Source organism: Mycolicibacterium sp. P4_G11 (assembly GCF_056555145.1).
In genome coordinates this window covers 288,170-300,802 of record NZ_JBFUJW010000006.1, presented here as the reverse complement: position 1 = coordinate 300,802, position 12,633 = coordinate 288,170, and the positions used below count along the sequence as shown (strand labels likewise).

Here is a 12,633-nt window from a genome sequence, read left to right as displayed (position 1 = left end):
GCTAACCACACCTCTGAACTGGAGATTCAAATGAGCAAGAACAGCAAGGCATACCGCGAAGCTGCCGAGAAGGTGGACCGCGACAACCTGTACACCCCGCTCCAGGCCGTGAAGCTGGCCAAGGAGACGTCCTCGAAGAAGCAGGACGCGACCGTCGAGGTTGCGATCCGGCTGGGTGTTGATCCTCGTAAGGCAGACCAGATGGTGCGTGGCACCGTCAACCTGCCGCACGGCACCGGTAAGACCGCCCGCGTAGTGGTGTTCGCGGTTGGTGAGAAGGCCGAGGCCGCTGTGGCCGCCGGCGCCGATGCCGTCGGTAGCGATGACCTGATCGAGCGTATCCAGGGTGGGTGGACCGACTTCGACGCCGCGATCGCGACGCCGGACCAGATGGCCAAGGTCGGTAAGATCGCCCGCGTCCTCGGCCCGCGTGGTCTGATGCCGAACCCGAAGACCGGCACCGTCACCCCGGACGTGGCCAAGGCCGTGTCCGACATCAAGGGCGGCAAGATCAACTTCCGTGTCGACAAGCAGGCCAACCTGCACCTGATCATCGGCAAGGCGTCGTTCGACGAGGTCAAGCTGGCCGAGAACTACGGTGCCGCGCTGGACGAGGTGCTGCGCGCCAAGCCGTCGTCATCGAAGGGCCGTTACCTGAAGAAGGTCGTCCTCTCGACGACCACCGGCCCGGGCATCCCGGTCGACCCGTCGGTCACCCGGAACTTCACCGAAGAGGCGTAGGCCCCAGGCCACATCCGCTTTTACTACGAACCCCCGTACGACTCCGGTCGTGCGGGGGTTCGTTGCATATCTCACAATGACTGCGTTCTCAGATGCGGTTCAGGTTCGTTTAGCGGCTGTCACAGGTGCGTCGCCAACCATCGAATCCATGAGCAACTGTCTGTGCGGCCACGATCGTGCCGCCCACCAGCACTGCCGTGCGGGTTCGGACTGCGCGCTCTGCAAGCCAGGGGGTTGCGGGCGCTTTCGCACCGACTCGTCAGTGAGCCAGTGGCAGAGTTGGTTCCGCGCGACCGCACCCCGACCGGTGGCCGACGAGACCGCTGTCTGAATACCGGTCGGGGCGTAAGGATCACGCCGCCGTGCCGTGGCCGGTGGGGAGCGACGCAGCATCGGCCTCGACGAACGCGCGGATGGTGCGACCCATGTCCGCGATGGCGGCCCGGGCACCCGGGAGGACGTCGGCGCCGGCCTGGAAGACGTGCAGTGCGCGATCCCAGATCTGCACGGTGCAGCGGACTCCCGCCTCACGACAGCGCTGAGCCAACTGTTCGGCGTCGGCCAGCAGTACTTCGGTTGAGCCGACCTGGATGAAAACCGGTGGGAGTCCGGTGAAGTCGTGGTTCACCGGAGACCACCGCGGATCCAGATCGCCTCCGGCCGCGAAACCGACCAGGGCCGGGACCGAGAGCGTGAAGGCCGACAGTACGGCGTCCGTCCGATCGTTGGGGTGGGCAAGCCTGTGGGCCGGATCGAGATCGGCCCACGGCGCGATGGCGGCGATGCCGCCTGGCATCGGAAATCCGCGCTCACGTGCCGCCAGCGCCGTGGCGAAGGTCAGGCCGCCGCCCGCGGAATCACCGGCGAACACGATCTTTTCGGGGTCGAAGCCGCGGCCGAGCAGGTGCTGGTACGCGTGGAGCGCGTCGGCGACGGTTTCCGTGATGTGGGCTGCCGGCAGCTGGCGGTAGTCCACGTTCAAGAGCGGGAGGCCCGCGGCGCGGGTGATGCGTCCCGCGATCCGGCGATGGCTGTGCAGCCCGCCGGTGACGAAGCCGCCGCCGTGGAAGTAGAGGATCGCACCGCCCATGACATCGGCTGGGCCCGCGATCGTCTTGTGCCACAGCCATTCCGCGCGGAAGTCGGCGAAACGCAGCGCACGGCGGCGCGTGCCGCGGGGCGCCCGCAGCGGGACGGTGAGCAGGTCGGCGAGGTTCGCGATGCGGAAAGCGGGGGTGCCGCGCAGCGGGCCGCGCCAAGCCAACCGCGCGATCGCGTCCAACGAGGGCCGAATCATTCTGCGGCCCAACGCATCGGCGACGCGTAGCGACAGGCTCGCACGGCTGGGCAACTCGATGGTCACGGACTCGAGCCCGCTCATGCCGGGACTTGCTCGATAGCGGTCGCGATTTCGTAGCGGTAGTCGTCAAGCGGGAACTTGCGGTTGCCGCGGCTCGCTTCGAAAAAGCCTGAGGGTCGGATGTAGGTGGTGTCGCCCTGCGAATTGCGGTAATAGGTGGGGACATGTCCGTTGAGGTCCGCCAGGTAGTAGCGCAGCAGTCCGGCTCGCTGGTAGATCGCGCGGTGGTAGGCGTCGGCAGCTTCTTTGCGGACCTCGCATATGTGCGCGTTGCGACGCCGGGTCTCGGTGATGGCGCGGACGGCGTGGTCGGCGGTCATTTCCACGAAGGCGTGCCAGCCCGACCCAGTCCACGAGTACGGGCCGCACAGCGTCCACCGGTTGGGTAGCCCGGGCACCGAGACGCTTTCGTATGCTTGCAGCCCCTCCTCGTTGTAGAACTTGGCGAGGTCGAAACCGTTGCGGCCCATGATAGTTCCCGGGCGATACGTTTCCGGATCAGAGAACACCTCGTATCCGGTGGCCAGGATCAGCACATCGAACTTGTGGTGCACGCCGTCGCGGGTTCGGATACCGGTCGGAGTGATCTTTTCGATCGGATCGGTGACCAGCGATACGTTGGCGCGGTTGTAGGCCTGCAGGTAGCCGTTGGACATCGTCGGCCGCTTGGCGAGCAGACCGAAGTTCGGCGTCAGCTTCGCGCTCGTCTCCGGGTCGTGCACTGTGCTGGCCACATACCTGCGGTAGCCGCGGATGCAGAAGGCATCGGCACGATCGAGTGTGGAATGCGACGTCCTCAGTGCCCCACGAAGAATCAGGTCGATCACGACCAGCACGCCCCCGTGGATGGTGGCCTGCACACCGGGGATCGCCAGCAGTTTCTTCATGGCCGTGGGCACTTGGAAGTCCGGCTTGGGAATCGACCACACCGGGGTGCGCTGGAATACCGTCAGCTGGCCGACCTGCGGGGCGATCGCCGGAATGATCTGCACCGCACTGGCTCCGGTGCCGATGATGCCGACCTTCTTGCCTGCCATGTCGTAGTCGTCGTCCCAGTTGGACGGGCGCTGCACCTTGCCGTTGAACGACTTCGCCCCCGCGATCCCGATGTCCTCCTTGGGCCGGACGAACGCACCCACCGCGCTGATCGCGAACCGTGCTGTGACGACGGAGCCGTCGGCGGTGTGCAGCTTCCAGAAGCTGCCGGTGTCGTCCCACTCTTCGCGTTCGACGTTGGTGTTGAACCGAATACGCGGGTACAGCTCGTATTTCCGGGCGACGTCGACGTGGTACTGCTTGACCTCCGCGCCCTTGGCGAAGAAACGATCCCAGTTCGCGTTGCGCTCGAATGAGTACTGATAGGCAATGGTCGGAATGTCCACGCCGAGACCGGGGTAGTGGTTCTCGTGCCAGCTGCCGCCGACATCGTCTGCGCGCTCGAGAATGACGAAGTCGTCGATGCCGGCCTTGCGGAGTTTCACACCTGCCGCGATGCCGCCGGGTCCGGCGCCGATGACGGCCACTTCGAATTGAGGTGTCGAGCTCATACGCTCACACCTTCGTTCAATTGCACCGTGTTCCGAGTGAACCGGTAGTCCGACAGCGGGAAATGCTTGTTCGCCCAACGCATCTCCAGGACCGTGGTCGGGCGGAACGCCGCGGCATCTCCGTGATGATTCAGGTAGTAGGTATTGGAGCCACCGCATGCCGGGGTCATCAATGGGGTGCGGGCAACGCGCTTCTGCATGTCCTCGAAGAAGCGGTCGTGAGGCTCCTGCTGGACCTCAACCCGGGTGGCTCCGCGCTGTCGCGCCTCGGTGATCACGCGCACGGCGTGGTCACCGGTCGACTCGATCAACACCAGATACGAGCCCGGCGCATAGGCGTACGGGCCGATGACGAGGAAGGCGTTGGGGAACTTCGGTGCAGAGACGCCCTGGTAGGCCTGGTAGCGGTTGGCTTCCCAGAACTCGTTGAGGTCCACCCCGTCACGGCCGAGGGTCGGGAACGGTGGGGTGCTGCCCTTGGCCATCACCTTGAAGCCGGTGGCGCAGACCAACACGTCGATCTCGTGCGCCGCGCCGTCTCCGGTGACCACCGCATCGGGGGTGACCTTTTCGATCGGGTCGGTCACCAGGTCGACATGCGGCAGGTTGTAGGTCTTGAAGTACTCGTTGTGCATCGATGGCCGCTTGCAGCCCAGCAGGTACTTGGGGGTGAGCTTCTCCCGCGTCACCGGATCCTTGACCTGGGTGCGCATCCATAGTTTCAACGCGGCCTCGGCGCCGCGGATCAGCGGCATCAGCCGCCTGCCGTGCAGCATGCCTGCGCCGATTCCGACCTCGACGCCGGCCAGGCCGACGGCGCGCAGCGGCCGGCGCAGCAGCGGAGTGCCCAGTACCGCTTTGGTGACGGGCCCGGTATGCCAATCCGGCTTGGGTGCCACCCAGATCGGCGTGCGCTGGAACACCGTCAGGTGTGAGGCGACTTTGGCGACCTCCGGAATCAGTTGCAGCGCACTGGCTCCCGTGCCGATCACCCCGACCCGCTTGCCCCGCAGATCGACACTGTGATCCCAGGCGGCGGTGTGCAACACCGTCCCGCCGAAGCTGTCGATGCCTGCGATATCAGGCAGGTTCGGCACCTCCAGGCCGCCGATGCCCGCGATGATGAACCGGGCTGTGAACTCGCGGGAGTCGGTGCTGACGTGCCAGATGTCGCTCGCCTCATCGAACCGGCATCCGGTGACCGTGGTGCCCAAGCGCAGTTTTGGCCGCAGGCCGTGGGCGTCCACGACCTCCTCCGCATACGCCTGGATTTCGTGGCCCGGCGCGAACAGCCGTGACCAGTCACCCTTTTGGTGATAGCTGAACTGATAGATGAACGACGGAATATCGACGGCGACACCGGGGTAGTGGTTGGCGTTCCACGTCCCACCGACCTTGTTCCATTTGTCGAGAATGACGAAGTTCTCGATCCCGGCTTGCCGGAGCCGGACGCCGGCATTGATGCCACCGAAACCCGCACCGATGACCACAACCTCGAACTCAGGGGTGGATGTCATTGCCATACCTCCTACTTCCCGGTCAGCCGGGCGAGGGCCTTGCCGGCCACGGGGATCACGGACTCGATGCGATCGAACGACGCGCGCGCGAGTATTTCGCGGGTGAGACTGGGCGAGAGCCGGAACAGCCCGTACAGCAGCCATGCTTCCGGAGCGACCGGCACAATGGCCGAATCCCACCGCACTGCCCGTTCGATCGCCCTGGCCACCTTCTGCGGCGAGGTGTAGGCATAGCGCTGTATTCCACCTGCGCTCTCGCGCCACGCGGCCTGCTGCTCTGCGGTGAGCCCGGCCCGCTCACCGTTGGCGAGCAGATTGGTGCGGATCGCGCCCGGGCAGATGGCCGTGACGCCGATCCCCTTGCTACGCAACTCCACTCGCAACGACTGCGAGGCCATCAGGACCGCTGACTTCGCGACCCCATACGCCGGCTCGAGCTTGGACGGAAAGTACGCGGCTGCTGACGACAGGTTGACGATCTGCCCGCGAATCCCGTCGTCGATCATCTGCTGCGCGAACACCCGAGACCCGTAGATGACGCTCATCAGATCGATGTCGATCTCGCGCTGCCACTGTGCGGCACTCATCTCGACGAAACCGCCGAGGTCCATGACGCCCGCGTTGTTGATCAGCACATGCGGTGCGCCGAAGTGGGCGAACATCCACGCGCCGAATGATTCCCACTCGTCCTCGCTGGACACGTCCAGTCGGTAGGCCACGGCTTGGCCGCCGGCGGTGAGGATCTGCTCGACCGTCTCCTTCGCGGCGGGCAAGTTGATGTCGGCGACGATGACTCGACTGCCCTTGGCGGCGAACAACTTTGCCGTCTCCCGCCCGATTCCCGCGCCCGCGCCGGTGATGATGACGTTTTTCATCGCTTCCCTCCGAAGACCTTGCCGGACAGGGCAACAGCCTTGTCCACGAGTGACATCGTGAACAGTCCGTAGAAACCGCGGGCCGCACTCGGTGACAGTCGGTACAGGTACCAGCCGGCCCATGCTTCGATCCCGACGGGGACGGTCGACAGATTCCAGCGCACCGCGCGTTCGATCGCACCCGCCACGCGATCCGGGGAACGGCCGATGTAGCGATGGCCGGCGGCGAGCTTCGATGCCCAATCCGAACTGTCAGAGTCGCTCACGCCACCACGAGTTCCGTTGGCTGCCAGGCTTGTTCGGATCAGTCCGGGGCAGATCGCGCTGACACCGATGCCCTTGTCCCCGAACTCGGCACGTAGTGCCTGCGTGCCGAACCATGCGCCGGCTTTGGCGACCACATACGAGGGGGCGATGGACGTAGGCAGGAAGGCTCCGACCGAGCACACGTTGACGATGTGACCGCGCACGCCGGAGTCGGTCATGCGCTGCACGAACAATCGAGACCCGATCAGGGGGCTCATCATGTTGATCTGGATCATCCGCCGCCAGTCCGCGTTCGTCTGCTCCAGGAATCCACCGCCGATCAGGATGCCCGCGTTGTTGACCACGACATCTGGCACGCCGTGCTCGGTGCATACCCAGTCGGTGAAGTCTTCCCAGTCGGCGAGGTCGGCGACGTCGAGCCGGCGGAACACCGCACTGCCACCGGCGTTCTCGATCAGCCCGACCGTTTCGTGGCCGGTCTGTTCGTTGATATCGGCCACGACGACCGCGGAGCCGTTGCGCGCGAACCGCAAGGCCGTCGCGCGCCCGATGCCGCTGCCTGCGCCCGTTACCACCGTCACCGCCATGATCGATGCCCTTCGGCCGTGCTGGTCGATGTGCGCGTAACGGTCATGGATCGACTCCTCTGTCGGCTGCACGATGCATTTCGGATATTAGCCATATTCAAAGAATGGTGCAATCCCAAATTTGAGCGCACCGAAGCGGTAGTCTTGCGCCTCGTCGGCGAATGGTTGGCGTACGTGCGGAGGACACAGTGGCGACTCGGAAGGTGTTGACCCGCGCGGAGAGCCAGGCTCAAACGCGCCAGGATGTGCTCGATTCGGCGGCGCGGCTGTTTCACGCGAACGGCTATCACGGCACGTCCATCGCGGCCATCGCGGCCGACGCCGGACGCACCATTGGTGCCGTCTACAGCAATTTTGCGGGCAAAGAGGAGCTCTGCCTCGAAGTTCTCCGGACGCGCTATCTGGCGGAAGTCACCAAACTGCTGGAAATGCTTGTCGGTGAATCGGATTCGATGGAGACCCGGTTCGATCTACTGGCGGTCTGGTGGTCCCGGCTGTCCTCGGACATCGCGCTCACCGTGCTGAGCTCAGAGTATGTGTTGAGTACTTTGGCGGATCCTGATCAGACCGCGGGGACCAGGGAAACCATCGATCGGTTCCGGGAATCGGTCAGGGTGATGGTCCAGGACCTGGTACCGGAGAGCGTTGATCCGGCGGACCCGCGCGTCGACGAAGCGATCGAGGCCATCGTCGCCACCGGAAGTGGATTGGCGATTTCTCAAGCCATCGGGATGACGGATGCGGATCAGAGTGCGGCGGTGTTGGTGACCACGCTGCGAATGTGGATGGACAGGCTGGCCACACCACAGGCAGCAGATGATGAGCCGGTGCCGTCGAAGACGAAGCCGGCACGCGGAGGGAAAGCTGCAAAGGCTCCGCGCGCAAAGAAGGCATCGCCCAGACGCTGAGCTGCGCACCACCAGATGGCCGCAAGCGACATCCTGCGATCCCGTGGTGATTCGGCGCCGGGATCTGGCAACCTCGACACATGTTCGTGCGAACACTCGCCGTCACCTTGGGCGCTCTGCTGGCCGTCGGAAATTTCGGCTCAGACCTCGGCATGGCCTCGGCGGCACCGCAACCCGCGCCGCCGCCAGTATCGCCGCAGGCCGCGGCGGCCGGGCTGATCGACGTCCGGACCGTCGTCCCCGACGCGGTGATCGACCTGCGGTACGCCACTGCCAACAATTTCGTCGGGGTACCGCTGTACCCGGCCGACGCGCGGTGCCTGATCCACGAATCGATGGCGCCGGGGCTGGCCACCGCCGCCCGGATTCTGCGCGCGCACGGCGAGGTGCTGACGTTCTGGGACTGCTACCGCCCGCATGAGGTGCAGGTCCGGATGTTCCAGGCTGTACCGGACCCGAACTGGGTCGCCAAACCCAGCCAGTTCGCGCGCAGCCACGAGTCCGGTCTGTCGGTGGACGTGACCATCACCGGCGTCGACATGGGAACCGATTTCGACGACTTCAGCCCGCGCGCGACGGCCTACGCGACCACCGGCGTCACCCCTGCACAGCAGGCCAACCGCGCCCGGCTGCGGGACGCCATGGTCGCCGGTGGTCTGAGCGTGTATCCGGGGGAGTGGTGGCACTTCAACGGCCCGGGGGCGGCCGAGCCGCGCCCGATCCTCGACGTGCCGGTGAACTGAGTCAGCCGGCGACCAACTGGGCCAGTAGCGCCCGGTGATCGGAGCCGGGCACCTGCAGCGTCCGCACCGAGGTGGCCACGTAGCCGCGCGTCAGGATGTGGTCGACGGCGAAGACCGGCGGAGCGACGATGTCGGCCGGATGCGTGCGGACCACCCCGGCGCCGGCCTGCGCGCCGGCATCCTGATAGCCCTGCCGCAGCAGCCGCCGGAACTCGCGCATGTCCGGGGTGGCATTGAGGTCACCAGCCAGCAGCACCGGGCCGGAGCTTGCCTGGGCTGCCTTCAGCAACGTGTCGGCGAGCCGAGCCAGGTCATCGCGCCAGCCCTGCAAGGGATCCGGCCACGGCGCGGACAGGTGGACGGTCATCACTCTGGCGACAGGCGCCTCGGGGAGCTGGACGCCGACGGCCAGCATGCCGAGCCAGAAGCCGTCGTCGATGCGGATGTCGGTGATCGGGTAGCGACTCCAGATGCCCACCCCGCCTGGCTCGTCCATCTCGCGCAGGGCGCGGTACGGGAACATCCGGTCCAGGCCGGCCGCCGCCAGCCGTGCCAGCGCGGCAGGCGTAAGTTCTTGCAGCGCAACGATGTCCGCGCTCTCCTCGGCGTAGCGGACGATGGGTTCGGCCTCGGCTCGCCCGTAGCGCAGATTGGCCGAAAGGAACCGCAGCGCAGTGCCCGACGGTGCCTTCGCGCGCCGGAACAGCGGTACCTGCAGGACGGCCGCGGCGACGGTGGTCGCGACGGCGACCGCCGCCAGCGGCCAGTCTCCTGCGGCGCCGAACAGCACGGCAGCCACCGGAGCGCCGAGAACCAGGTACGGCACGCCGGCGGCCAGCGCCAACAACAACCTGTTGACGATCGGAATCCAGCGCACCGCGAGACCGGCGATGGCTGCGCCCAGCGCGATAGCGCCGGTGTACGTCAGAACTGACTGCCACATCGCGATGATTCGCCCTCCGTCCTTCTTGTGCGCCGGTGCACGTCAAGCCATTCCGAAAAATGTACCGGACGTATGTTTGGACTCGCCATGGTGAGTTTGGCAACGGTAATTCGTATTTGCTGAATCGGGTAATTACGTGTGCTATGTAATGCAGTCAGGTCCGATTATTGGAATCCTCTGTAAGGAGTCTATCAGCAGGCTGTGAGCAGCTGTCAGCGTTCTAGCTGGTTGTTGACCATAGGTATGTTTATTTTTGTATCGGTTCGGTCGATTCTTGAAGACAATTCGCGGTAATGTCTGCGCCATTCATCGACGGCCTCGTAATAATTCGCTGGGTGGTCGAGCTTGAGTAAGGAGGCTCGCATGTACTCGTCGCTGCGCGGATCACTCCGTGCCTGCATGTTTCGTGGCGTTATCGCAATACTTCCGCTGGCGATGGTTTGTGCGTACGCCATGCCGTCGACTGTGTCGTCGAATCTGACGACGGCACAGATCGAGAACACCGCGGAGATCGTGTCCGCGCCGTCGACCATCGGGATCGCCGACTCGGGGCTGTACGGCCAGACCCAGGCTCAGATCGACCAGACACTCGACACCCTGCAGTCGATCGGGGTCCAGGACATCCGGGTCTTCGTCCCGTGGATTTTTGTCGAGCCCACGCAGGGCACCTACAACTGGTCCTATATGGACATGGTCATGCAGGCCGCCGCGGCGCGGAACATGGGCGTCATGGCGGAGATCGCCAGCACGCCGACGTGGGAGGGTTCGTCCACCGCGATCACCGGAGCCGGTACGCCGACCCCCGCTGACTATGCCTCGTTCGTGACCCAGGTGGCCAAGCGCTACGGCTCGACCATCTCGGCGTACGAGATCTGGAACGAGCCGAACTACGTGCTGTCTTCGGACCCGATCGACGCCACCGCCTACGCGGCGCTGCTCAAGGCGGCCTACCCGGCGATCAAGGCGGTCGACCCCACCGCCACCGTGGTGGCCGGCGCGCTCGGCAGCGTCATCAGCTTCGGCAGCGTCACGCTGGACCCGGTGACGTTCGTCAAGCAGATGCTGGCCGCCGGCGCCGCCGGCTACTTCGACGCGCTGTCATTCCACCCGTACCAGGAATCGCTACCTTTCTCGTCGGGTGCCGGTGTCGCGAATTCTCCACTGACTCAACTGAATTCGATCTACCAGCTGCTGCAACAGTACGGCGAGGGCAACCTCAAGATCTGGATCAGCGAGTTCGGCGCCTCGACCACCGATGTGAGCGAGCAGACCCAGGCCGACCTGATCAAGAACCTCATCGACACCTGGCAGACCCTGGCCTACGCCGGTCCGGTGTTCATCTACACGGCGCAGGACGGCGTCGCCGGTGCCGACGGCTACGGCATCTACAACGCCGACTGGACGCCGAAGCTGGCCGTCGCCGTGATCGAGCAGGCGATCAAGCAGTACGCCAGTGGCGTGGCCGGTGGCGTCGGCTCGACCGTCGGCGGCGTCGTCTCGGGCGTCACCGCGATCGCCCAGTCCCTCGCGAGCCTGCTGAAGTCGATCGGCCTGGCGATTCAGGGCGAGTTCCAGCAGCTGGGGAAGGCCATCAACGCCTGGGCTGCCGCGGTCAGTGCCAAGCTGAGCGGAACCCTGCCGACGGCCAGCCCGTTGGCGGCGAAGGCGGCCGCGGTGCAGACCACCGCCGTCACCACCACCGCGGAGGCCTCGACCGGGACCGCGTCCACAGGGGCGTCGGCGGGGGCGGCGCTGAAGGCAACCACGGTGAAGAAGCGGGCGAAGTCGACCACCGGTGGCAGTGGGTCGACCAGTTCGACGACGCCCGCGAGCACGACGGCGTCGTCCACCGACAAGGTGTCTGATCCGGATGCCGGTGCGACAGCCGACTCGTCGGGCAAGTCGCGGGACAAGTCCAAGTCCCGCAAGGGCGACGGATCGACGTCGCACCTGAAGGGCGCGCACGGCACGGCGGCCACGTCCGACACGTCGGCCGATGAGACGTCCGGCACGACGCCGGTGGTCGTCGACAAGCGTTCGCACCGTCACAGTGACACGAGTTCGAGCTCGACCTCGTCGGCGTCCGACCACTGACCCGCCGGAAACGCAGTAGCGCCCCCGGCCTCMGGCSGGGGGCGCTACTGACGAAAGCCGACTGGTGTTACGCGGCTTCCTTGGTCTTGGTGTAGGTGACCAGGCTGACGTCGAGGACCTCATCGAGGAAGTAGTACTGGCAACCGGTCAGATACTTCATGTACCGGTCGTAGTTCACCTGACCCGAGATCGCGATGGCCTGTTCCTTGTGGTGCTCCAGGTTGGCAGCCCAGACGCCGAGCGTCTTGATGTAGTGGTTGCGCAGCGACACCGGCTCCGGGACGTTGAAACCGGCCTTCTCGCCGTGATCGATCATCATCTGCGTGCTGGGCAGCCGGCCGCCGGGGAAGATGTCGGTCGCCATGAACTTGATGAACCGGGCCATCTCGAACGTCACCTTTTTACCGCGGGCAGACATGTCGAACGGGTGGTAGCTCACGCTGCTCTGGATGGTCATCCGGCCGTCGGCGGGCATGATCTCGTAGCAGTTCTTGAAGAAGTCGTCGTAGCGCTCGAAACCGAAGTGCTCGAACGCCTCGATGGACACGATGCGGTCCACCGGCTCGTGGAACTCTTCCCAGCCCTTCAGCAGCACCCGGTGCGTGCGGTCCGACTCGGTGCTGCTCAGCAGTTCCGTGCAGAACGCCTGCTGGTTCTTGCTCAGCGTCAGGCCGATGACGTTGACGTCGTACTTCTCCATGGCGCGCTGCATGGTCAGGCCCCAACCGCAGCCGATCTCCAGCAGCGTCATGCCGGGCTTGAGATCCAGCTGTTCGAGGTGCTGATCGACATTGGCGAGCTGGGCCTCTTCCATCGTGACGGTCGGTCCGGTGAAGTAGGCGCAGCTGTACTTGCGGGTGTCGTCTTGGAACAACCCGAAGAAATCGTCAGACAGGTCGTAATGGGCCTGGATGTCCTCGAAATGCGGCCGCATGTCCTTGGCCCCAGTCGAATCCTGAATCATCTCTAACACCTAACTTGACCTTCCTCACTCGCTGGTGATGCCGGTCACTAAATCACAATTGTGACCGCACAATACCTGGCTGCCAAC

At 65.1% G+C, this 12,633-nt stretch carries 12 protein-coding genes; 4 read left to right on the top strand and 8 right to left on the bottom strand.

The features are described from left to right. Window positions 1-30: 30 nt before the first annotated feature. A complete protein-coding gene (gene rplA / locus AC1U2B_RS15725; protein ID WP_043401608.1) occupies window positions 31-741 on the top strand; it encodes a 50S ribosomal protein L1 in 711 nt (236 codons plus the stop codon). 352 nt (window positions 742-1,093) lie between these two features. Here the strand turns inward: rplA and AC1U2B_RS15720 are convergent, their stop codons facing one another. The 5 genes from AC1U2B_RS15720 to AC1U2B_RS15700 are packed head-to-tail and all read right to left on the bottom strand — an operon-like array spanning window position 1,094 to window position 6,894. Then, window positions 1,094-2,122 carry an alpha/beta hydrolase gene (locus tag AC1U2B_RS15720; RefSeq protein WP_480217487.1) on the bottom strand — a complete coding sequence of 343 codons (1,029 nt, stop codon included), beginning with the start codon at window positions 2,120-2,122 and terminating at the stop codon, window positions 1,094-1,096. Beyond that, window positions 2,119-3,648 carry a flavin-containing monooxygenase gene (locus tag AC1U2B_RS15715; protein ID WP_480217486.1) on the bottom strand — a complete coding sequence of 510 codons (1,530 nt, stop codon included), beginning with the start codon at window positions 3,646-3,648 and terminating at the stop codon, window positions 2,119-2,121. The genes AC1U2B_RS15720 and AC1U2B_RS15715 overlap by 4 nt, the downstream gene beginning before the upstream one ends. After that, window positions 3,645-5,171 (bottom strand): flavin-containing monooxygenase, encoded by a 1,527-nt coding sequence (locus AC1U2B_RS15710; RefSeq protein WP_480217485.1) that lies wholly within the window; start codon window positions 5,169-5,171, stop codon window positions 3,645-3,647. The genes AC1U2B_RS15715 and AC1U2B_RS15710 overlap by 4 nt, the downstream gene beginning before the upstream one ends. A gap of 5 nt (window positions 5,172-5,176) precedes the next feature. Continuing rightward, the gene (locus AC1U2B_RS15705; protein ID WP_480217484.1) at window positions 5,177-6,040 is read right to left on the bottom strand and encodes an SDR family NAD(P)-dependent oxidoreductase; all 864 of its coding nucleotides are present in this window, start codon (window positions 6,038-6,040) and stop codon (window positions 5,177-5,179) included. Then, window positions 6,037-6,894: an SDR family NAD(P)-dependent oxidoreductase gene (locus AC1U2B_RS15700; RefSeq protein ID WP_071285812.1), complete on the bottom strand. Its 858-nt coding sequence runs from the start codon at window positions 6,892-6,894 to the stop codon at window positions 6,037-6,039. The genes AC1U2B_RS15705 and AC1U2B_RS15700 overlap by 4 nt, the downstream gene beginning before the upstream one ends. Window positions 6,895-7,082: 188 nt before the next feature. On the opposite strand from AC1U2B_RS15700, the gene AC1U2B_RS15695 reads away from it, so the two are divergent. Continuing rightward, window positions 7,083-7,802, top strand: a complete 720-nt coding sequence (locus AC1U2B_RS15695; RefSeq protein WP_480217483.1) for a TetR/AcrR family transcriptional regulator — start codon at window positions 7,083-7,085, stop codon at window positions 7,800-7,802. An 80-nt stretch (window positions 7,803-7,882) separates the two neighbouring features. Continuing rightward, window positions 7,883-8,545: a M15 family metallopeptidase gene (locus tag AC1U2B_RS15690; RefSeq protein ID WP_480217482.1), complete on the top strand. Its 663-nt coding sequence runs from the start codon at window positions 7,883-7,885 to the stop codon at window positions 8,543-8,545. Between the two features lies 1 nt (window position 8,546). Here the strand turns inward: AC1U2B_RS15690 and AC1U2B_RS15685 are convergent, their stop codons facing one another. Further along, a complete protein-coding gene (locus tag AC1U2B_RS15685) occupies window positions 8,547-9,488 on the bottom strand; it encodes an endonuclease/exonuclease/phosphatase family protein (protein WP_480217481.1) in 942 nt (313 codons plus the stop codon). Window positions 9,489-9,700: 212 nt separating this feature from the next. Then, window positions 9,701-9,943: a hypothetical protein gene (locus AC1U2B_RS15680; protein ID WP_480217480.1), complete on the bottom strand. Its 243-nt coding sequence runs from the start codon at window positions 9,941-9,943 to the stop codon at window positions 9,701-9,703. Between AC1U2B_RS15680 and AC1U2B_RS15675 the strand changes: the two genes are divergently transcribed. Beyond that, the gene (locus AC1U2B_RS15675) at window positions 9,942-11,582 is read left to right on the top strand and encodes a cellulase family glycosylhydrolase (RefSeq protein WP_480217479.1); all 1,641 of its coding nucleotides are present in this window, start codon (window positions 9,942-9,944) and stop codon (window positions 11,580-11,582) included. The two genes, AC1U2B_RS15680 and AC1U2B_RS15675, sit on opposite strands and share 2 nt — an antisense overlap. A 67-nt stretch (window positions 11,583-11,649) precedes the next feature. Here the strand turns inward: AC1U2B_RS15675 and AC1U2B_RS15670 are convergent, their stop codons facing one another. Next, the gene (locus AC1U2B_RS15670; protein WP_418004963.1) at window positions 11,650-12,546 is read right to left on the bottom strand and encodes a cyclopropane mycolic acid synthase family methyltransferase; all 897 of its coding nucleotides are present in this window, start codon (window positions 12,544-12,546) and stop codon (window positions 11,650-11,652) included. Window positions 12,547-12,633: the final 87 nt, after the last annotated feature.

Coding starts and splice junctions, on each gene's coding strand:
- rplA (WP_043401608.1), top strand. CDS start 31: ATGAGCAAGAACAGCAAGGCATACCGCGAAGCTGCCGAGAAGGTGGAC.
- AC1U2B_RS15720 (WP_480217487.1), bottom strand. CDS start 2,122: ATGAGCGGGCTCGAGTCCGTGACCATCGAGTTGCCCAGCCGTGCGAGC.
- AC1U2B_RS15715 (WP_480217486.1), bottom strand. CDS start 3,648: ATGAGCTCGACACCTCAATTCGAAGTGGCCGTCATCGGCGCCGGACCC.
- AC1U2B_RS15710 (WP_480217485.1), bottom strand. CDS start 5,171: ATGGCAATGACATCCACCCCTGAGTTCGAGGTTGTGGTCATCGGTGCG.
- AC1U2B_RS15705 (WP_480217484.1), bottom strand. CDS start 6,040: ATGAAAAACGTCATCATCACCGGCGCGGGCGCGGGAATCGGGCGGGAG.
- AC1U2B_RS15700 (WP_071285812.1), bottom strand. CDS start 6,894: ATGGCGGTGACGGTGGTAACGGGCGCAGGCAGCGGCATCGGGCGCGCG.
- AC1U2B_RS15690 (WP_480217482.1), top strand. CDS start 7,883: ATGTTCGTGCGAACACTCGCCGTCACCTTGGGCGCTCTGCTGGCCGTC.
- AC1U2B_RS15685 (WP_480217481.1), bottom strand. CDS start 9,488: ATGTGGCAGTCAGTTCTGACGTACACCGGCGCTATCGCGCTGGGCGCA.
- AC1U2B_RS15675 (WP_480217479.1), top strand. CDS start 9,942: ATGCCGTCGACTGTGTCGTCGAATCTGACGACGGCACAGATCGAGAAC.
- AC1U2B_RS15680 (WP_480217480.1), bottom strand. CDS start 9,943: ATGGCGTACGCACAAACCATCGCCAGCGGAAGTATTGCGATAACGCCA.
- AC1U2B_RS15670 (WP_418004963.1), bottom strand. CDS start 12,546: ATGATTCAGGATTCGACTGGGGCCAAGGACATGCGGCCGCATTTCGAG.